Origin of the sequence: Devosia polycyclovorans (assembly GCF_042181575.1) — a bacterium.
GTDB classification, from domain to species: domain Bacteria; phylum Pseudomonadota; class Alphaproteobacteria; order Rhizobiales; family Devosiaceae; genus Devosia; species Devosia polycyclovorans.
In genome coordinates, this window is sequence record NZ_CP170082.1 from 2018925 (window position 1) to 2037434 (window position 18510).

Sequence of the window (18510 nt, forward strand, 5' to 3'; positions counted from 1 at the left end):
CCTACTGCACCAGGCGCGGACCGGTGGTCAGCGCATTGTCGTTCTCAACCAGAATGCCGAGGCGCTGTGCGACCTCGCGATAGTTTTCCACCAGACCGCCAAGGCCTTCGCGGAAGCGGTCCTTGTCCATCTTGTTGCGGGTCTTGATGTCCCACAGGCGGCAATTGTCGGGGCTGATCTCGTCGGCCAGCACGATGCGCATCATGTCGCCTTCGTAGAGGCGTCCGCACTCGATCTTGAAATCGATGAGCTGGATGCCGACGCCCATGAACAGGCCCGTGAGGAAATCATTGATGCGGACGGCCAGGCTCATGATGTCGTCGAGTTCGGCCGGGGTTGCCCAGCCAAACGCGGTGATGTGTTCTTCCGACACCATCGGATCGCCCAGGGCGTCGTCCTTGTAGCAGAACTCGATGATCGAGCGGGGCAGGCGGGTGCCCGGTTCAAGACCGAGGCGCTTGGCCAGCGAACCGGCGGCTACGTTGCGCACGATCACTTCGAGCGGGATGATCTCCACTTCCTTGATGAGTTGCTCCCGCATGTTGATGCGGCGCAGGAAGTGTGTCGGAATGCCAAGATCGTTGAGCTTGGAGAAAACGAACTCGGAGATGCGGTTGTTCAGCACACCCTTGCCGTCGATCACTTCATGCTTGGCGCCGTTGCCGGCGGTGGCGTCGTCCTTGAAGTACTGCACCAGGGTGCCCGGCTCAGGACCCTCGAACAGGATCTTGGCCTTGCCTTCATAGATTTTGCGTCGACGGTTCATGAACGAATCCGCTGCTGGAAACAGGAGGGTGGAATTGGGCGCTTCATGCGCCAGAATGACACAAAAATGCAAGCGGTTTCCGCTAGACGGGCCGATCACGGGCTTGGGGTCGCAGGCGTGCGGGTCGCCGTTGATTTGCGTTGCCGAACCGCCTATGTCCAAGAATAACGGCCGCTGGAGCGGCAGTCAGACCGTACGGGAGAGACCATGAGCGGGTTCGAAGAACGCAAGAAGGGCCAAGAAGCCAAATTCGCCTTCGACGCGGAAAAGAAGTTCAGGGCCGAAGCGCGCCGCAACAAGCTGCTGGGCCTGTGGGCGGCGGAGCTGATGAGCCTGGAGGCGGAAGCCGCCAAGGCCTATGCGGCCGAAGTGGTGGCCGCCGATTTCGAGGAAGCCGGTGACGAGGACGTCTTCCGCAAGGTTTCCGGCGACCTTAAGGCAAAGGGCGTGGACATCTCCGAAACCGTGATTCGGGAAAAGATGCTCACCCTTGTCGCCGTCGCGAGCGAGCAGATCGCCGCCGAGGGTTAAGGGCAGGCGCTTCTCCGCGAAAACAATAGGACCCCGTCGGATGACCGGCGGGGTTTTTGGCATTTGGTAGTCTTGCTGGCCGGGCATCGCCGGCATTGAACTCTTGCCTCCAGAGTGTTAGATATTTGTAGAACATTCGAGGTCCAAAAATGGTCGCAAGTGAAAATGTGAGATCTGGAACCGACTTCGGGTCGACCCGGCTGAAGAAAGCAGGTGGGTCACTACTGGTGACGGTGCCGGCTGCTGCACGTCATATGCTGGATCTTAAAGAAGGACAGGAACTCACTGTAACGGTCGAAGGCACAAGGATCACGTTGGAACCAGTGGCTGAACGGACACGGCAGCGCGTGCGCAAGCCGCGCTACTCGCTCGATGAGCTTTTGACCCAAGGCGACGCGCAAAGTGCGGTATCCGAAGACGAAAATGATTGGCAAAACAGCCCGGCCGTGGGGCGTGAAGTTTGGTAAGGCCAAATGCGATCCCATCGCCAGGAGAAATCTGGCTTTTGAATTTGTCGCCGTCGGCAGGGAAAGAGCAAAGGGGCCCTCATCCGGCGCTGTGCCTGTCTGATTTCCGGTTCAATCGCGCCACTGGTCTGGCATTTTTCGCTTCTATCACCACTGTCGGCAATGCCTCGCGACACAACGGCTTTGCCGTGACCTTGCAGAATGCAGGCACCGAGACTACGGGTGTCATCCAGGTCGACCAGACAAGGTCGCTCGACTGGCGGGAGCGGGGCGGCAAACGCAAGGAAGTTGTGCCGCAGGAATTGCTAATCGAGGTGCTTGAGCGATTTGCGCCCATTCTTGGGCTCGGCGTTCTGGAATCCGACGACGGTTCCTAGTCCCGCCCGATCAGCATCGCCATCCCGATTGACGCCGGCATCACCGGCTCAAAACCAAACTGCGCATAAAGATGCCTGGCGTCGCCGTCGGCGATCAGGCTCACATAGGCGCCCTCAGGCGCCTCGGAATTCAGCCGCTCCATCAGTGCGGCCATGATGGCCTTGCCCAGCCCCTTGCCGTGATGCTCGGGTTCGAGCGCGATATCAACGATCTGGAATGCGGTCCCGCCGTCGCCGATGATGCGGCCCATGCCGACGGCCTTGCCGCTGTGGATGACGGTAACCCCATACCAGCTGTTCGGCAGGCCGATCCTGGCCTGATCCTCGGTTTTCGCGCTGAGCCCGGCGACGGTACGCAGGCGCAGATAGTCTTCGAGGCCGGGCACTTCCGGCGCAATCGAATAGCTATCCATCACAGCCTCTGCATCAGCCGCGTGAACATAAGCAGCCCCTCGGGCCAGGGGCCGTGCCCGGAATGCACATTGATGTGCCCGGCATTGCCGGCCTGGTGGAAGTCCGAGCCCCAGGCGCCAGCAAAGTCAGCCGCGGCTTCCAACGAGCAATAGGGATCGCTGTCCGAGACCACCAATAGCGAGGGGAAGGGCAGGGGATCGCGCGGCACAAGGCCGAAGGCACGCGCCTCCTCGGACACGTCCTTGCTGCCCTCGATATCGGGCGGCGAGACCAGAAAGGCTCCCTTGACCTTTCCCTCCGGGAAGCGCCCGGCGGCCTGCACCAGGGCAATGCAGGCCAGCGAATGGGCAACCAGCACGACCGGCCGCTCCGCCAGTTCCACCGCCTTGACGATGGTGTCGGTCCAGTCCTCCGGATCGGGGTCGTCCCATTCGGCCTGCTCGACAATACCGGCGGTGGACATTTTCTCGGCCCAGCGCAATTGCCAGTGCCCTTCGCCCGAATTGCCCAGACCCGGCAGGATCAGGATATCGGCATCGGCAATTCTCATGCGCCGAATACCCGGGCAAAGATCGTGTCGACATGTTTGAGGTGATAGCCGTCATCGAACATGGCGTCGATTTGCTCTTCGCTCAGAGTCACTTCGGGGTCGTCCTTGAGGTTCTGCGCGAACAGGCCGGCGCGGTCGCCGCGGTGCTCCCAGACCTTCATGGCGTTGCGCTGCACGGCAGCATAGCTGTCCTCGCGGCTATAGCCCGCCTGGGTCAGCGCCAGCAGCACGCGCTGGGAATTGTGCAGACCACCCAACAGGTCGAGATTCTTGCGCATGTTTTCGGGATAGACCACCAGTTTGTCGATGACACCGGTGAGCCGCGCCAGCGCGAAGTCGAGCGTTACCGTGGCGTCCGGCCCGATCATGCGTTCGACCGAGGAGTGCGAGATATCGCGTTCATGCCAGAGCGCGACGTTTTCCAGCGCCGGGGTCACCATGCCGCGCACGAGGCGGGCAAGACCGGTGAGATTTTCCGTCAGCACTGGGTTACGCTTGTGCGGCATGGCCGACGAGCCCTTCTGGCCGGGCGAGAAGAACTCCTCGGCTTCGAGCACTTCGGTCCGCTGCAGATGGCGGATTTCAACCGCGACGCGCTCGATGGACGAAGCAATCACACCCAGCGTCGCAAAGAACATGGCGTGGCGATCGCGCGGGATCACCTGGGTCGACACCGGCTCGATGGAGAGGCCGAGCTTTTCGGCGACATATTCTTCCACCGACGGATCGATATTGGCGAAGGTGCCGATTGCCCCGGAAATCGCCGCCGTGGCGATCTCGTCCCGCGCTGCGACCAGCCGGGCCCGGTTGCGGTTGAATTCGGCATAGGCTTCGGCCAGCTTGACGCCAAAGGTGGTCGGTTCGGCATGGATGCCGTGGCTTCGGCCAATGGTGATGGTGTGCTTGTGCTCAAGCGCCCGCTTCTTCAATGCAGCCAGCAGCGCGTCGATATCGGTGAGCAGGATGTCGGCGGCATTCTTCAACTGCACCGACAGGGTAGTGTCCAGGATATCGGACGAAGTCATGCCCTGGTGCACGAAGCGCGCGTCGGGCCCGACGATTTCGCTTAAGTGCGTGAGAAATGCGATGACGTCATGCTTGGTGGTGCGCTCGATCTCGTCGATCCGCGCGACGTCGAAGCCATAATCGCCGCGTTCGGCCTTGCGCGCATTCATCACCTCCCAGATCTTGTCGGCGCTCTCTTTGGGCACCACGCCCAGCTCGGCCAGCTTGCTGGTGGCATGCGCCTCGATCTCGAACCAGATGGCAAAGCGGTTCTCGGCCGACCAATTGGCAACCATTTCGGGACGGGAATAGCGCGGGATCATGGGTTTAGCCTTGATAGGTCAGAGTTTGATTCAGGTACTGAGGGGATGCGGCCAGACACGCGCGGTCGCGTTTTAAACCACCATCCCGGTTGCCGCGTTACGGATTGCCTTGATCCGTCCCGCATAAGTGGTCGGGTCATTGCCCGCATAGATGGCCGAGCCGGCCACCAGCACATTGGCGCCGGCCTGGACGATGGCGCGGGCATTGTCGGCGGTGACCCCGCCATCGACTTCGAGATCGATATCCCGCCCGCCGATCAATGCTTTTGCCTGGGCGATCTTGTTCAGGCTCTCCGGGATGAAACTCTGTCCACCAAAGCCGGGATTGACGCTCATGACCAGCACGAGATCGCAATCGTCGATCACATGCTGGATGGCCGAGACCGGCGTTGCCGGATTGAGTGCCACGCCCGCTCTCTTGCCCACTGCGCGAATGGCCTGCAGCGAACGGTGCAAATGCGGGCCGGCCTCGGCATGCACGGTAATGATATCGGCGCCGCTTTCGGCGAAGTCACTCAGATAGGGGTCCGCCGGTGCGATCATCAGGTGCACGTCGAAGACCTTGCGCGTCACCGCGCGCACGGCTTTCATCACCGGCGCACCGAACGAGATATTGGGCACGAAATGCCCGTCCATCACGTCGACATGGATATAGTCCGCGCCGGCCTCGTCAATCGCCTTCACCTCCGCACCCAGCCGCGCGAAGTCGGCAGAAAGAATGGAGGGCGCTATGCGAAGCGGACGGGTCACGGTCATGGGCACCTCGGCCGAAGGGGAATAGCGGCTGCTCTAGCGCGCAGATGGGTTTTGGGCAAGGGCAGGGCGCTGTCCACACCCCGATTTGGGTTTCACGCCAAACAATGTTACCCCTCGCCCCGGATCGCCGACCGGCCATCCGTTCCCACCCATTCAAACGAGGCTCAAACCCCAAGTTAGGATAGTTTTTGCAAGTTCAAGTCCGCGACAACAATGTCGACCAGGCCCTTCGGGTCCTGAAAAAGCGTCTTCAGCGGGAAGGCGTATTCCGTGAGATGAAGCTCCGGAAATACTACGAAAAACCCTCGGAAATGCGCAATCGCAAGTCTGCCGAAGCCGTTCGCCGCAGCCGCAAGCTGGCGCGCAAGCAGGCCATTCGTGAAGGCCTGATTGCTGGCCCCAAGCGTCCCGCGCGCCCCGGCGCGCGCTAGGCGCGACTTACCGGCCGGGCCTGCGGGCCTGGCCGATATCGGCCAATTGCCGATGCAGATTGCGGATCTGGCGCGAACCATAGCGGCGGTTGCCCACACACAGTTGCGCTCCGTGCAGGCTGACAGGCGCGGCCTGTTCCATGGCAAAGCGGATGGCCTTTGCAGCCGAGGTGAAGCGCTTGGCGCCGGCGGTGCGCGCCGATGCGACGGTACTGCCGAGGAAAAGCTGCCCCGGCATGTTCAGGATATCGATGTTCATTAGTCTGTCTTTCTACCGGCTCTTGGCCGGGGCTCAGCGCTTGGCGCGCTCGAGGGGATAGTCCTGCGCGTCATAAAGCGCGCGGATCTCGTTACCCTCATATCGGTTGTCGCCGCTTTCCACGGCCATGCTGCGCAAAGCTGCAGCGGGCATGTCCTCGATGGCGAAGCGAATGGCTTCTGCGGCGGAGGAAAATCTGAAATATCGGGCGTTGCGCCCATGAAACGCGCCGGATTGCGCGTAGAGTTCGGCCGGTTCGGTCCAGTCCAGGTTCGCGATCACCGCTTGTTGACGGCGATGGTGAAGGCCTTTTTGGCGTCTTCGAACACGGTCTTGACCGCAGCGCTGGGGGACAGGTCGATTTCCTCGACCACGCGCTCATTGCTTTCGCCCCACGACTTTACCCGGTAGAGCATCGGGCCCTTGTCGTGTGGCAGGCAACTCATCACCTCACAGGGGCCGGAAGGACGGTTGCTGTGCCGGGGCGCGGAGCGCAACTCCAGCATTTGACCGACTTTGTAGCGGTGCGGCATGTACGCTCCTTGTGGACGTGACAATGGGGACGCCGCAAGGCGCCCCCACGCAATTGGCTTTAGGCCAGAGCGACGTTGATGGCGGACTCGCGACCGTCGCGACCTTTTTCGAGGTCATAGGAAACCTTCTGGCCATCAGCCAGGGTCGAGAGGCCAGCGCGCTCGATCGCCGAGACGTGCACAAAGGCATCCTTGCCACCGGCATCTGGGGTGATGAAACCGAAGCCCTTGGTGGAATTATAGAATTTAACGGTGCCGTTGATCATGTTGGCGCCTTTCAGTTTGGCTCGAAGCGAAGCAAACGAGCAGGTTTCTCCCGTGCACTGTGCATCAGGAGCCTAAGAACGTTCGCAATTCAGCAGGAAAGCCAAGCAACCGGCAGAGCCAGCAGGCCAAGTTTGCCAACAGGGGCAGAAACGTATGGATGCACCATCTACTGCAATTGGGGTGAAGTCAAGGCAGGAGGCTTTGTGGAAATATTTTGAGGGCGATGGAACTGGCAGTCTTGCGCTTCGTTCTAGGCCTGATGAACGTCTGCGGCAAATGGCTTGGATACGGCAAAGAAGTTCACGATTGATCGGCAAAAAAGGTGTCTCGACGAACATGCATCTAAGTGTATTTGGCTTCCGCAACCGCCGCGCTTCCGCATTCGCCGGCACACTCCCGGCGGTCTGTTCTGCGACACGATCCGCACCTGCCCTTGTATGACAGTCGGCCCCTGCGGCCAGAGGCAGGATCGCCGTGCCTGTGCGTGGCGACACCATGGCCAATAAGTTCCTGGCATTTAAAAGCGTAACACCTGGCCAAGTCACGGAAGCAAAAGAAGAATAATGAACGAGAGCTCCGTAAACCCCGAAACCTCCCTGTCGTTTCTGAGCGGCGGAGGCGCCACCGGTGCGCTCATCCGTGACCATGACTGGGGCAGCAGCCCGATCGGTGCGCCTGAGAGATGGCCAGAAGCACTCAAGACGCTGGTTTCGGTGATGTTGAGCTCAAGTCAGCCCATGTTCGTGGCCTGGGGCGCGTCGCGAACCCTCATTTACAACGACCAGTATGCGCAGATCCTGGCCGGCAAACACCCTGAGGCACTTGGCGGTGATTTCCTTGAGGTGTGGCACGAGATACGAGCGGATCTCAGCCCGATCGTCGCGCAAACATACTCGGGTGAGCCCGTCCAGATGGACGACATCATGCTCGTCATGCAACGACGTGGGTATCCTGAGGAAACTCACTTCTCATTCTTCTACTCCCCTATCAGAGATGACCGCGGCACCACGGCAGGATTGTTTTGCGCCTGCACCGAGATAACCGGACAGATAGAAGCCGAGCGTCAGGCCGAGCGCGAGCGGATGCGTCAGCGGCTCATGCTCAAGCAGATGCCAGGTTTCGTGGCTCTGCTGGTTGGTCCAGACCATCGCTTTGAATACGTCAACGACGCCTATCGAGAGATCGCGGGCGAGAGAAATTTTGAAGGTCGCACAGCGCGAGAGGTCTTTCCGGAAGTCGAAGACCAGGGGTATTTCGAGTTTCTCGACAACGTCTATGCGACGGGAGAGGCCTTCTCAGCTCACGCTGCGCCGATCCTTCTGGCTGGAGAAACCGAGCCCCGTTATGTCGATTTTCTCTATGAGCCGATCCGCGACGATGCTGGTGCGGTTACTGGCATCTTCGTGGGTGGATACGAGGTCACAGAGCAGGTCCGTACGAGAGCCCGGCTTGAGGAAAGCGAAGAACGTGTGCGCTCAGAAGCCGAGCGGGTCCGCCTCGCGCTTGATGCCGGGGCAATCGTGGGCACCTGGGTATGGGCGGTTCAGGAAGATCGTTTCATCGCCGATGAACGGTTTGCTCGTTCGTTCGCCCTCGACCCTGAGCTTTGCCGGCAGGGGCTTCCGCTGGACCTAGTGACCGCGTCGATCCATCCGGAGGACGTGGACAGGGTTTCCGATGCAATCGAGAAAGCATTGCAGGGCGGGGGCGCCTATAGCTGCGAATATCGAGTTCGTCAGACCGACGGTGAATATCGCTGGGTTGAAGCAAACGGATTGGTGGAACTGGATGCCAGCGGCACTGCTCAGCGCTTTCCCGGTGTTCTCATCGACATCGAGGAGGAGCGAAAAGCGAGGATCGAGCGGGATCGCTCGGCGGCGATGCTCGCTGCCTTCATCGAGGCAGTGCCCGGTGTTGTGTACGCCAAAGATCGGCAGGGGCGCATGCTGGTCGCCAATCGCGGCGCAACCGAACTAATCGGGAAACCGCCCGAGGAGTATCTGGGCAAGACAGATGCGGAATTTCTCGAAAACACGGCGCAAGGGGAAGCCGTGATGGCGAACGACCGCGCTGTTATGGAATCGGGGGTTGTACGGCAGATCGAAGAGACTGTGCATCGGCCGGACGGCAGCCCGGCGATATGGTTATCCACCAAATCGCCCTGGCGGGACACAGATGGCACGGTGATCGGCCTCGTCGGGTCATCGCTGGATATTACGGCGCGCAAGGAGGCAGAAGCTGCACTAGAGTCCAGCCGGGAAGAATTGAGGCGGTTGAACGCCTCGCTGGAAGAGCGCGTCAAGCAGGCAATCAAGGAGCGCGAGAACGCCTTGGCCCTGTTGCACGAGGCGCGGAAGGTCGAAACCCTGGGGCAACTCACCGGTGGGGTCGCGCACGATTTCAACAATCTGCTCACCCCGATTATGAGTGGTCTGGATATTTTGAGCCGTCGGCATGGTGACGACGAGAGGTCTCATCGGATCATTGCGGGGGCCCTGCAGGCGTCTGAACGCGCCAAGACACTCGTTCAGCGTCTCCTTGCTTTTGCGCGCCGCCAGACGCTGCTGCCAAAGGATACAGATATTTGCCGGCTTGCCAGGGATATGCGCGAACTGCTGGAGCGCACACTGGGCCCGCAGATCGAGTTCCGCCTGGAGACGAAGGACGCTGGATGTGCAGCCTTGGTGGATCCAAATCAACTGGAGTTGGCGATCCTTAATCTGGCCGTCAACGCTCGTGACGCAATGCCGGATGGTGGCGCGCTGACCATTTCGGTGGATACGGTGACCGTTGCCCCGAAGACGCCGCATGACACCCTTGAAAACGGTGATTACGTGCGCGTCAGTGTCATTGATACCGGTACCGGAATGGATGCCGAGACGCTCTCTCACGCTATCGAGCCGTTTTTTACTACCAAGGAAGTGGGACAGGGCACTGGTCTCGGTCTGTCGATGGTGCATGGCCTGGCCGCACAGTCCGGTGGTGCTCTGAGCGTGCGCTCAGTGCAGGGCCAGGGGACTACAGCCGAGATATGGCTGCCGTCCTCGCCTTGCCAATCAAAGCCGGAGCCGGTTCAGAACGCTGATGTTCCGCTCCCAGAGAAGACGAAAAAGGTGCTCCTCGTCGATGATGAGGCGCTTATTCGGATGAGCGTGGCGGACAATCTTGTCGAGCTTGGCTACGAGGTGATCGAAGCGGGCTCAGCAGCTGCGGCGTTGGAGCATGTTCGCTCGGGCGTTGTCCCCGATCTGCTTGTTACCGATCATATGATGCCTCGCATGACCGGGGCTCAACTCGCGAGCGAACTGCGCGGCATCATGCCCGACCTGCCCATTTTGATGATTACTGGCTATGCGGACCTGAAACCAGAGCAAGCTCGCGGGCTTGTGGTGCTCGCAAAACCTTTTCGCATGGCCGAACTTGGCATGCGCGTTGCTGAATTGCTGGATGGCAGGCGGTCCATCGGGACGCCTGCCTAGCCAGGGCAACCGCCCTCCGGGGCACCAGTCGGTGCCCGAGGGCGTTTGCTGAGTGCGATTCTCTCCGATAGTGCTTGTTCTCCGAAACGCTCCTGCGGCCGCTGGCGCATAGCGGGCCCAGAGCTTTGCGCCTCACATCCTCGCGATGCGGCACTGGGGCTCATTGCCTTTGGCCGGCACCGCGCTAAACAGGGGCGCGACTAAGGAGCGTCAGACGTGGAATTTTCCCTGCCTTTGGTGATCGGCGCCGGCGTGCTGAGTTTTCTCAGCCCCTGCGTGCTGCCTCTGGTGCCGCCCTATCTCACCTATATGAGCGGGGCGAGTTATGATCAGCTGCGCGCCGAGGCCGTCTCCGGGTCGCCCGGACAGTTGACCGGCCGCGTGGCGTTGACCTCCATCTTCTTTATTCTTGGGTTTACGGTGGTCTTTGTGGCGCTAGGCGCCACCGCCACCGCCTTCGGGCAGGCTTTCCGGCAACTTCTGCCGATCCTCACGCCCATTGCAGGCGTCGTCATTATCGCCATGGGCCTGCATTTCCTGGGCGTGTTCCGCATCGGCATTCTCGACCGGCAGTTGCGCCACAATGGTCCCGGTGCTGCCTCAGGGCCGATGGGCGGCTTCCTGCTCGGCCTGGCCTTTGCCGTTGGCTGGACGCCCTGCATTGGCCCGGTGCTCGCCGCCATTCTCTCGGTGGCCGCCAGTCGCGAGACCGCCTGGGAGGGCGCCTCGCTGCTCGGACTTTATTCGCTGGGGCTGGGCATCCCGTTCTTCCTCGCCGGCATCGCCGTGGGGCCATTCCTCACCTTTTTCAATGGCTTCAAGAAGCATTTGGGCGTGGTGGAAAAGGTCATGGGTGGCCTCCTTGTGGTCACGGGCCTGTTGTTCATCACCGGCAATTTCACCCGTATTTCCTACTGGTTCCTCGAGACCTTCCCCGTGCTGGCCAATTTCGGCTGAGTATCTTGGGGAATATTCCCGAACTTAAGGTCATTCCGTAGGCGGGGATTAACCCTGTTCACGGATTCGCGAGCGAGACGTGCTTTCCTCGGGCGATGTTGAGGCGCAGTTTACTCCCACGGGATGAGACTGGCGCCAGAACGCGCCAAGAGCAGCACACGAGTCCGCGAATATGCCAACCATCGCCAGAACGATGGACGATATCGCCGGGGAGGAGATCGGGGCGGATGCCGCGCCGGTGACCGCACGTCTTGCCGTCACGGTGCGAGTGTATAACCGCATCGAGGATGTTGAGCCTATCTGGCGCGCCCTGTCCCAAGGTGGACTGGAATCGCCGGGCCAGAGTTTTGATTTCATTCGGCTCTGGGTAATCAATCGCCAGATCGCCCAAGCCGACCAGCGCTATGTGGTGGGCGAGGTCGACGGTGTCCCAGTGGCGCTCCTGCCGCTGCATCGCAAAAGCGTGCATGGCGTGCGCCTATACACCTGGTTTCCCGGTGCCCATGCGGGCTGCTATGCGCCTCTCGTCGATGTGCCGCACCTCAACGCGCTGGGTCCCACAGGCCGCGCGGCCCTTTGGCAGGCCATGATCGGGGCACTCAAGGGCGCTGACCTCGTCTATCTGCGCTCGATGCCCGACCGGATCGGCGACATCGAAGGGCTGTTCGACGAGTTGGGCGACGCCCTGACTGTCGAAACGCTCTATCGCGCCCAGTTCGAGTCCTGGGAGCAGTGCGACCGCGAGCAGCGCAGCCGCTCCCGCCGCAAGCATGACCGGCAGCAGGGCGACCGCCTGGCCGCATTGGGTGACGTCGGCTTCGAAACAGTCAGGGACCCGGCGGAAGCCCATGCCGTGCTCGACACCATGTTCGCTCAGCGCTCGGCCCGTTTCAGGGCGCAGGGCATTCGCGATATTTTCGTGTGCGACAACATCACCGGTTTCTACCACGCGGCCCTTGAGCCTGGTTCAGGGCTCAACGTGCGCCTGCATGTGCTGCGACTCGATGGTGAGATCGTTGCGGCGCGCTACAACATCGTCGTTGGCGATCGCATGTTCTGCCTGATCTCCTCGATGAGCGACTGCGGCCACATCCAGTTCGGCTCACCAGGCAAACAGTGCCTGTTGCGGGTAATGCAGACCGTGTTTGACGATGGCATTGCGTTTTTCGACATGGGGGCCGGGTTCACCGACGAGAAGCGCCATTGGTGCAATGTGCAGGTGCCCCTACGGCAACACTATGTGCCGCTTTCCCCGCTTGGCGTTCTGGCGATGTCGACCCACCGCAATTTCCAGCGCCTAAGGGCCTGGGCCAAGAACAACGCCGCGGTCAAATCGGGTCTGCGTTCGCTCAATCAGCTTCGGGACCGTTTGCTGGCCAGGCGAAAATCAGATCAGCTTTAGCCCGCGCAGCGAGGCATGGCCCGACTTACCCACGATGATGTGGTCGTGCAATACAATCCCCAGCGGTTTGGCGATATCGGCGATTTCCTTTGTCATGCGGATGTCGGCCGATGAAGGGGAGGGGTCACCCGAGGGGTGGTTGTGTACCAGGATCAGTGCAGTCGCCGAGAGTTCGAGTGAGCGCTTGATCACCTCGCGCGGATAGACCGGCGTGTGGTCGACCGTACCGGTCTGCTGTACCTCGTCGGCAATCAGCCGGTTCTTCTTGTCCAGAAACAGAACGCGGAACTGTTCGATGGACTCATAGGCCATCTGGCTGCGGCAATAATCGATCAATTGGCTCCAGGACGACAGGATCGGCATCTGAATGTCGATGCGGTCCCGCCCGAAGCGGGCTGCCACAGCCTGGATCACCTTGAGATGGGCAATGGAAGTGGGGCCGAGCCCCTTGATCTTTTCGAGCCGGGACTGGCTGGCATTGAAGACGCCCGAAAACGAACCGAATTCGCGCAGCAACTGCTTGGCCAATGCCTTGGTGTCCTTGCGCGGGATGACCAGTTGCAGCGCCAGTTCAAGCAGTTCGTAGTCTTCCAGTGCCTCCCCGCCCAGCTTGAGGAAGCGCTCGCGGACCCTCTGGCGATGCCCGGCATGATCATCCGGCGCGGCAGGAGCCGGAATGGCGGCCTCGGCGAATTCGTCGGGCCGATCGTTCATCAGGCGCTCCGGCCGGCCAGTGGATTGAACAGCCCGGCGGGCGAGAGCGTGAAGATTTCACAGCCGGTTTCGGTGATGCCGATGGAATGCTCGCACTGCGCCGAAAGCGTGCGGTCGCGGGTCACCGCGGTCCACCCATCGGAGAGGATTTTGACATGCGGGCGGCCCAGATTGATCATCGGCTCGATGGTGAAGATCATGCCCGGTTTGAGTACGGCGCCGGTGCCGGGCGTGCCGAAATGCAGGATATTGGGCTCGTCATGGAACAGGCGCCCCAGGCCGTGGCCGACAAAATCCCGCACCACGCTCATGCGTTCGCCTTCCGCGACGGCCTGGATCGCTGCGCCGATATCGCCGGTGGTGTTGCCCGGCTTGGCCGCAGTAATGCCAGCTTCCAGGCTTGCATATGTCACCTCGATCAGTCGTTCGGCCTTTCGCGAGATTTCGCCCACCGGGTACATGCGGCTCGAATCCCCGTGCCAGCCGTCGAGCACCAGGGTCAGGTCAACATTGACGATGTCGCCTTCGCGCAACGGTCGTTCATCGGGAATGCCGTGACACACCACATGGTTGATCGAGGTGCAGACCGAATGGCGATAGCCCTTATAAAAGATGGTCGCCGGCACGGCCCCATGATCGCGGGCGAACTCATAGGCGACGCGGTCAATCGTCGAAGTCGGCACGCCCGCCTCGACAAATGGTGTGATCTCGTCGAGCGCCCGAGCGGTCAGGGCCCCGGCCCGGCGCATGCCTTCAAAGCCTTCCGCGCCATGCAACGGAATGACCCCGGCGGTGCGGCGGGCTTTGGCGTTGGCGTCGACATAAGTGATCATGCATTGGTCTCCTAAAAGCAAAATAAGGTCTTAAGCGGGTGAAGGGAAGGGCGGTGAACCGTTGACTTGCTCGGGGCGTAGGGGCATCCACAACTGCCTCAAGGAAAAATCACCGATGACCCAACAAGACACTCGCATCACCGCCGGCATGATCGTCATCGGCGACGAAATTCTCTCTGGCCGCACCAAAGATGTGAATATCGGCGCGGTTGCTGACTTCTGTACCGATCTGGGGATCGACCTCACCGAGGTCCGCGTGGTGTCCGACGAGATGGACGCCATTGTCGAGGCGGTCAACGCTCTGCGCGCCCGCTATACCTATGTTTTCACTTCCGGCGGTATCGGCCCGACCCATGATGACATCACCGCCGATGCCATTGCCAAGGCGTTCGATGTCGCCCTGCCGATCAACGCGCAGGCTCGGGCCATGCTGGAAACGCGCTGGAAGCAGACTGGCACCGAAGTCAACGAGGCCCGCCTGCGCATGGCCCGCATTCCTGAGGGTGCCGATCTGATCGTCAATTCGGTCTCTGCTGCGCCGGGCTTCCGGATCGGCAATGTCCATGTGATGGCGGGCGTACCGGTCATCATGCGCTCGATGCTTGAAGCGCTGGCGCCCACGCTCAAGGGTGGCAAGAAGGTTTCGTCGGTCGCCGTCCGGGCAGCCGTGGGCGAGGGCACGCTTGGCGGGCCGCTCGGTGTTCTGCAGGCCGAATATACGGACGTGAAGATGGGGTCCTATCCTCAAATGGGCAAGGATCGAGTGATGACCGAGCTGGTGCTGCGCTCGTCCGACGAGGCGCGGCTGGCCGAGGCGGCCGAGAAGGTTCGGGCCATGGTCGCTGCTGCCCATGAAAAGGCCGGTGTCGCGCCACCCGATGCAGAATGATTGGCGTTTGCCGCTGCCTTTGCTAAGGACGAGCCAATCAAAGATATAGGGGTCAGGCCCCGCCAGGAGAGCAGCGTGAGCAATCCCAACGAGAAATCCTTCCCCGTCACCTGGGATCAGTTCCATCGCGACAGCCGGGCGCTGGCTTGGCGCCTGGCCAGCATCGGTCCTTTCGATGCGGTCGTGGCCATCGCCCGTGGAGGCCTGGTGCCAGCGGCCATCGTTGCCCGTGAGCTCAATATCCGCACGGTCGAGACCGTTGCGGCCAAGAGCTATGACCACCAAAACCAGAGCGGCATTTCCATTCTCAAGGAAATCAGCCAGCCGGTCTTTGACCTCGCCAAGAGGGGCGGCAAGATCCTGATCGTCGACGATCTTGTTGACACCGGCAATACAGCCCGCGTGGTTCGAGACATGCTGCCCGGCGCCCATTTCGCCACGGTCTATGCCAAGCCCAAGGGGCGCGACATGGTCGATACCTTCATCACCGAAGTCAGCCAGGACACCTGGATTTTCTTCCCCTGGGATCTCGACGTTGCCTATGTCGCGCCGATTTCCGGCGCTACGGACTGATCGCGGGCCTGCTTATCCCTGTTCGCCAAGCCCATGAGACCATACCTTCGCGTCGACGCGAGGGCGGGGCATTGAGAGATTATCCGCAAGACGCCAATCAGGCCGCAAGGCGCTGGCGCGTATTGCCGGGCTCTTTCATTCGAATTGCGCGGGGCCGCTCACACGTGGTCGGCATGCGAACAGCCGATTACCCTTGAATTTCATCCAGGAAAACAAACTCGGTATCGCCGGCTGGCGAGATGCTGTCGTCGTCCAGCAGGCGCTCGGCTCCGGAGTGCGGTAATTCCACCGCCTCCCGCAGCACCGTCTCCTCGTCCAGGATCGCCACTAGATTGCCGCCCTGACGCGCTATTCCAGCCAGGAAACGCGCTGCTGATCCTTCGATCTGTGGCACCGGCAGAATGTTGGCGGCTTCCACATCGATGATGTCAGAGACGCTGTCTACCAGCAGCCCCATGTCGTGGCCCGCAACGTTGAGAACCAGGATGATATGACCGTCGTGCTGCTTCCGGCGCTCGGCCGAGCAGCCAATGCGCAGCGCCAGGTCATGAACCGGGACGACCCGTCCGCGAATGTCGATGACGCCGAGCACATCCGGCTTTTGGGCGGGCAGGGGCGTCACCGGGCTCCAATTGCGAATTTCGCGCATGGACATGATATCGACGCCGAAACTCTGCCCGGTACAGGCAAAGGTGATGAATTGCCGTATTTCGGCGTTGCCGCGTTCATCGGGCGGAGATTGAAACTGGTCCAGTTCCTGTGGCAGGGCCGACATTGCTACGCCTAACTCGGTACACATAGGTAGCCAACGTGGGCCACAGACATCATTGTCGAGAAAGGTTGCCGCAAGCTTAGCGTCTGGTGCGGGCGGCGGGAATCGAACCCGCAAGGCTATCGCCGAGGGATTTTAAGTCCCTTGTGTCTACCAATTCCACCACGCCCGCTTGGCTCGGTGCCCCGTGTTTGTCACAAGCTTTTGGACAAGACAATTGTGCTCAGACGATTCTTCCCCGGAGGCCAGATGATCGAACGCGTTGAAACCGGCATTGCCCCATCCTCGGCGCCCATCAATGATGCGGTCCGGGCCGGCAAACACCTCTGGCTGGTCGCAATCGCCGAGGATCCCGTCAGCGGCGAGATCGTCGTGGGCGATATTGAGGCGCAGACGCGCCGCTGCATCGACAATCTCGAGATCGCGTTGAGGGCCGCCGGCGGCGACCTGCGCAATCTGGCCATGGTGCAGATATTCCTCACCGACAGCGCTGACGCGGCCGGCATGAATGCGGTCTATCGCGAGTATTTCACCGCGCAGCCTTTTCCTGTTCGCGCCACCGTGGTGGTCAAGGAATTGCTGGCCAAGGGCCTCAGAATCGAAATGACAGCCACGGCGGTGTTGGACTGATGTTGCTCAAGCGGGATCTACTCGAAGAGATCAAGGCCGGTAGGGTGGACCTCATCTTCCGGCGCTGGAATCGACCGACGGTGAAGGCCGGGGGGACGCTCAAGACCAAGGTGGGCCTACTTTCTATCAAGTCGATCACCGACATGTCGCCGGACGACGTCACCGACGCAGAAGCGCAGCGCGCTGGGTTCAAGGATGTCGCCGAATTCCGCCGCTGGCTCGACACCATGAAGGCCGGCGACCTGTTCCAGCGCATCGAGGTAGGGTATCTGGGCGAGGCGTAGCGCCTAGAACGGCGTCGGCGCCACGAAGGTGGTGAAGACCTCCGTCGTGGGGTGGGTAAAGCCCAGTTCGGCGGCGTGCAATTGCAGCCGGTCGGCGGCCGCCAGGGCAGCGCCTTCGGAATAAAACGCATCGCCCAGAATCACATGGCCGATTGCCTTCATGTGAACCCGCAACTGATGCGTCCGGCCAGTCAGTGGGATCAACCGCACGCGAGTGGCGTTATCTTCGCGCTCGATTACGTGCCATTCGGTTTGCGAAGCGCGGCCATGGTCGTGGTCGACCTTTTGCCGGGGCTTGTTGAGCCAGTCGGTGGCCAATGGCAGGTCGATCAGGCCGCTGTCCTCTTCGATGATGCCCGATACCCGCGCGATATAGCTCTTGGTGGTCTTGCGGTGCTCGAACTGGCTGCCGATGCGGCCGTGGGCGCGCTTGTTGAGCGCCAACACCAGGACGCCAGAGGTGTCCTTGTCGAGCCGGTGGCACATGCCTGCGGTGGGGTAAGTCTGTCGCGCGCGATGTTCGATACAATCCCACAGGCTCGGGTCTTTACCGGGCACGCTGAGCAGGCCGGACTGCTTGTCCACCACCAGAATGTCGTCATCGACATGGATGACGTTCAGGTACGGATCGGTGGGCGGGAAATAGTCTTTGAGCGTGGGCATGGCGGGCATCAGCTGGCTCTAGCAGACAAAGCGGGACTTGACCAAGGTTCTTGGCAGATATGCGGGCGGCGGCGTAGTGTCCGTGCATGAAAACGGTGACCTTTGAGACAGCACTGGGATTGTTCGGCCTTGGCTGGACCGAGCGGGGCCTGGCCAGGGTGTTGCTGCCCGATACCTCACAAAAGGCGATGTTGGAGCGTCTGGGGCGCGACGGGGCGCGGCCGGGTGAGCCGACGCGGATGGTTGCCGGGCTGATGAACCGCATCGAAGATTATGCGGAGGGTCTCGAAGTGCATTTCGACGATGTGCCACTCGATCTCGGCGGTGTCTCCGGTTTCCACCGCAGGGCTTATGAGCGTCTGGTGCAAGTGCCCTGGGGCCAGACCATCACCTATGGCGCGCTTGCCCGCGAGCTGGGTGATCCCGGCCTGTCGCGTGCAGTAGGGCAGGCCATGGGCGCCAATCCCATTCCGCTGGTCATTCCCTGCCACCGGGTGCTGGCCAGCAATGGCAAGCCGGGTGGGTTTTCCGCGCCGGGTGGCACTTTCACAAAGGTCAAAATGCTGGCGATGGAAGGCGTCAATGTCGGCACACCGGCCGGTCAGATGAGTTTCGGATTCTAGTTTTCGGGTTCC

The 18510-nt window shown here is 61.1% G+C and carries 25 protein-coding genes and 1 tRNA gene; 12 read left to right on the plus strand and 14 right to left on the minus strand.

The window, feature by feature from the left end; translation table 11 throughout:
• Window position 1 precedes the first annotated feature (1 nt).
• Window positions 2-766: a phosphoribosylaminoimidazolesuccinocarboxamide synthase gene (purC, locus tag ACE4RL_RS10075; RefSeq protein ID WP_104894000.1), complete on the minus strand. Its 765-nt coding sequence runs from the start codon at window positions 764-766 to the stop codon at window positions 2-4.
• A gap of 207 nt (window positions 767-973) precedes the next feature.
• On the opposite strand from purC, the gene ACE4RL_RS10080 reads away from it, so the two are divergent.
• The 3 genes from ACE4RL_RS10080 to ACE4RL_RS10090 all read left to right on the plus strand — a co-directional run bounded on the left by ACE4RL_RS10080 (window position 974) and on the right by ACE4RL_RS10090 (window position 2141).
• Complete coding sequence (locus ACE4RL_RS10080) at window positions 974-1297, plus strand: DUF1476 domain-containing protein (protein ID WP_183310202.1); 324 nt, start codon at window positions 974-976, stop codon at window positions 1295-1297.
• Window positions 1298-1446: 149 nt separating this feature from the next.
• On the plus strand, window positions 1447-1764 hold the full coding sequence (locus tag ACE4RL_RS10085) for an AbrB/MazE/SpoVT family DNA-binding domain-containing protein (RefSeq protein WP_116588421.1): 318 nt from the start codon (window positions 1447-1449) through the stop codon (window positions 1762-1764).
• Complete coding sequence (locus ACE4RL_RS10090; RefSeq protein ID WP_157289458.1) at window positions 1758-2141, plus strand: type II toxin-antitoxin system PemK/MazF family toxin; 384 nt, start codon at window positions 1758-1760, stop codon at window positions 2139-2141. Before ACE4RL_RS10085 ends, ACE4RL_RS10090 begins: the two co-directional genes overlap by 7 nt.
• On the opposite strand, the gene ACE4RL_RS10095 is transcribed toward ACE4RL_RS10090, so the two are convergent.
• From ACE4RL_RS10095 to rpe, 4 genes are all read right to left on the minus strand, one after another.
• Window positions 2138-2554 carry a GNAT family N-acetyltransferase gene (locus tag ACE4RL_RS10095; RefSeq protein WP_375597069.1) on the minus strand — a complete coding sequence of 139 codons (417 nt, stop codon included), beginning with the start codon at window positions 2552-2554 and terminating at the stop codon, window positions 2138-2140. The genes ACE4RL_RS10090 and ACE4RL_RS10095 overlap by 4 nt on opposite strands.
• Window positions 2554-3105 (minus strand): RBBP9/YdeN family alpha/beta hydrolase, encoded by a 552-nt coding sequence (locus tag ACE4RL_RS10100; protein ID WP_375597070.1) that lies wholly within the window; start codon window positions 3103-3105, stop codon window positions 2554-2556. The genes ACE4RL_RS10095 and ACE4RL_RS10100 overlap by 1 nt, the downstream gene beginning before the upstream one ends.
• Complete coding sequence (gene purB, locus ACE4RL_RS10105; protein WP_375597071.1) at window positions 3102-4433, minus strand: adenylosuccinate lyase; 1332 nt, start codon at window positions 4431-4433, stop codon at window positions 3102-3104. The genes ACE4RL_RS10100 and purB overlap by 4 nt, the downstream gene beginning before the upstream one ends.
• Before the next feature lie 72 nt (window positions 4434-4505).
• Window positions 4506-5189, minus strand: coding sequence for a ribulose-phosphate 3-epimerase (rpe, locus tag ACE4RL_RS10110; RefSeq protein WP_375597072.1), 684 nt, complete (start codon window positions 5187-5189; stop codon window positions 4506-4508).
• Between the two features lie 188 nt (window positions 5190-5377).
• Here rpe and rpsU point away from each other — a divergent pair, with 188 nt between their 5' ends.
• Window positions 5378-5620: a 30S ribosomal protein S21 gene (gene rpsU / locus ACE4RL_RS10115; RefSeq protein WP_375597073.1), complete on the plus strand. Its 243-nt coding sequence runs from the start codon at window positions 5378-5380 to the stop codon at window positions 5618-5620.
• A gap of 7 nt (window positions 5621-5627) precedes the next feature.
• On the opposite strand, the gene ACE4RL_RS10120 is transcribed toward rpsU, so the two are convergent.
• From ACE4RL_RS10120 to ACE4RL_RS10135, 4 genes are read right to left on the minus strand one after another with little or no spacing between them, the layout of a single operon-like run.
• Window positions 5628-5879, minus strand: coding sequence for a hypothetical protein (locus ACE4RL_RS10120; protein WP_375597074.1), 252 nt, complete (start codon window positions 5877-5879; stop codon window positions 5628-5630).
• A 33-nt stretch (window positions 5880-5912) separates the two neighbouring features.
• The gene (locus ACE4RL_RS10125; protein WP_375597075.1) at window positions 5913-6161 is read right to left on the minus strand and encodes a hypothetical protein; all 249 of its coding nucleotides are present in this window, start codon (window positions 6159-6161) and stop codon (window positions 5913-5915) included.
• Window positions 6158-6412, minus strand: a complete 255-nt coding sequence (locus tag ACE4RL_RS10130) for a hypothetical protein (protein WP_375597076.1) — start codon at window positions 6410-6412, stop codon at window positions 6158-6160. Before ACE4RL_RS10130 ends, ACE4RL_RS10125 begins: the two co-directional genes overlap by 4 nt.
• A 59-nt stretch (window positions 6413-6471) precedes the next feature.
• Window positions 6472-6678, minus strand: coding sequence for a cold-shock protein (locus ACE4RL_RS10135; protein ID WP_375597077.1), 207 nt, complete (start codon window positions 6676-6678; stop codon window positions 6472-6474).
• 564 nt (window positions 6679-7242) lie between these two features.
• Between ACE4RL_RS10135 and ACE4RL_RS10140 the strand changes: the two genes are divergently transcribed.
• From ACE4RL_RS10140 to ACE4RL_RS10150, 3 genes are all read left to right on the plus strand, one after another.
• Window positions 7243-10158, plus strand: coding sequence for a PAS domain-containing protein (locus ACE4RL_RS10140; protein ID WP_375597078.1), 2916 nt, complete (start codon window positions 7243-7245; stop codon window positions 10156-10158).
• Between the two features lie 216 nt (window positions 10159-10374).
• The gene (locus tag ACE4RL_RS10145; protein ID WP_375597079.1) at window positions 10375-11115 is read left to right on the plus strand and encodes a cytochrome c biogenesis CcdA family protein; all 741 of its coding nucleotides are present in this window, start codon (window positions 10375-10377) and stop codon (window positions 11113-11115) included.
• Between the two features lie 172 nt (window positions 11116-11287).
• On the plus strand, window positions 11288-12517 hold the full coding sequence (locus ACE4RL_RS10150; RefSeq protein WP_375597080.1) for a GNAT family N-acetyltransferase: 1230 nt from the start codon (window positions 11288-11290) through the stop codon (window positions 12515-12517).
• Here the strand turns inward: ACE4RL_RS10150 and radC are convergent.
• Together radC and map are read right to left on the minus strand one after the other, a co-directional pair.
• Window positions 12503-13231, minus strand: a complete 729-nt coding sequence (gene radC, locus ACE4RL_RS10155; protein ID WP_375597081.1) for a DNA repair protein RadC — start codon at window positions 13229-13231, stop codon at window positions 12503-12505. The genes ACE4RL_RS10150 and radC overlap by 15 nt on opposite strands.
• Window positions 13231-14061, minus strand: coding sequence for a type I methionyl aminopeptidase (gene map / locus ACE4RL_RS10160; protein WP_375600261.1), 831 nt, complete (start codon window positions 14059-14061; stop codon window positions 13231-13233). The genes radC and map overlap by 1 nt, the downstream gene beginning before the upstream one ends.
• Before the next feature lie 118 nt (window positions 14062-14179).
• Between map and ACE4RL_RS10165 the strand changes: the two genes are divergently transcribed.
• Both ACE4RL_RS10165 and gpt read left to right on the plus strand, forming a co-directional pair.
• Window positions 14180-14953 (plus strand): competence/damage-inducible protein A, encoded by a 774-nt coding sequence (locus ACE4RL_RS10165; protein ID WP_375597082.1) that lies wholly within the window; start codon window positions 14180-14182, stop codon window positions 14951-14953.
• Between the two features lie 75 nt (window positions 14954-15028).
• On the plus strand, window positions 15029-15526 hold the full coding sequence (gene gpt, locus ACE4RL_RS10170) for a xanthine phosphoribosyltransferase (RefSeq protein ID WP_375597083.1): 498 nt from the start codon (window positions 15029-15031) through the stop codon (window positions 15524-15526).
• A 187-nt stretch (window positions 15527-15713) separates the two neighbouring features.
• Here the strand turns inward: gpt and ACE4RL_RS10175 are convergent, their stop codons facing one another.
• Together ACE4RL_RS10175 and ACE4RL_RS10180 are read right to left on the minus strand one after the other, a co-directional pair.
• On the minus strand, window positions 15714-16301 hold the full coding sequence (locus ACE4RL_RS10175) for a chemotaxis protein CheW (protein ID WP_375597084.1): 588 nt from the start codon (window positions 16299-16301) through the stop codon (window positions 15714-15716).
• An 84-nt stretch (window positions 16302-16385) separates the two neighbouring features.
• A tRNA-Leu gene (locus tag ACE4RL_RS10180) sits at window positions 16386-16470 on the minus strand.
• A gap of 77 nt (window positions 16471-16547) precedes the next feature.
• Here ACE4RL_RS10180 and ACE4RL_RS10185 point away from each other — a divergent pair.
• Both ACE4RL_RS10185 and ACE4RL_RS10190 read left to right on the plus strand, forming a co-directional pair.
• Window positions 16548-16928, plus strand: a complete 381-nt coding sequence (locus ACE4RL_RS10185) for a RidA family protein (protein ID WP_375597085.1) — start codon at window positions 16548-16550, stop codon at window positions 16926-16928.
• Entirely contained in the window at window positions 16928-17212 is a 285-nt protein-coding gene (locus ACE4RL_RS10190; RefSeq protein ID WP_375597086.1) for a hypothetical protein, read from the plus strand. Before ACE4RL_RS10185 ends, ACE4RL_RS10190 begins: the two co-directional genes overlap by 1 nt.
• Window positions 17213-17215: 3 nt before the next feature.
• On the opposite strand, the gene ACE4RL_RS10195 is transcribed toward ACE4RL_RS10190, so the two are convergent.
• On the minus strand, window positions 17216-17884 hold the full coding sequence (locus ACE4RL_RS10195) for a pseudouridine synthase (RefSeq protein WP_375597087.1): 669 nt from the start codon (window positions 17882-17884) through the stop codon (window positions 17216-17218).
• Window positions 17885-17961: 77 nt separating this feature from the next.
• Between ACE4RL_RS10195 and ACE4RL_RS10200 the strand changes: the two genes are divergently transcribed.
• Window positions 17962-18498, plus strand: coding sequence for a methylated-DNA--[protein]-cysteine S-methyltransferase (locus ACE4RL_RS10200; protein ID WP_375597088.1), 537 nt, complete (start codon window positions 17962-17964; stop codon window positions 18496-18498).
• Window positions 18499-18510: the final 12 nt, after the last annotated feature.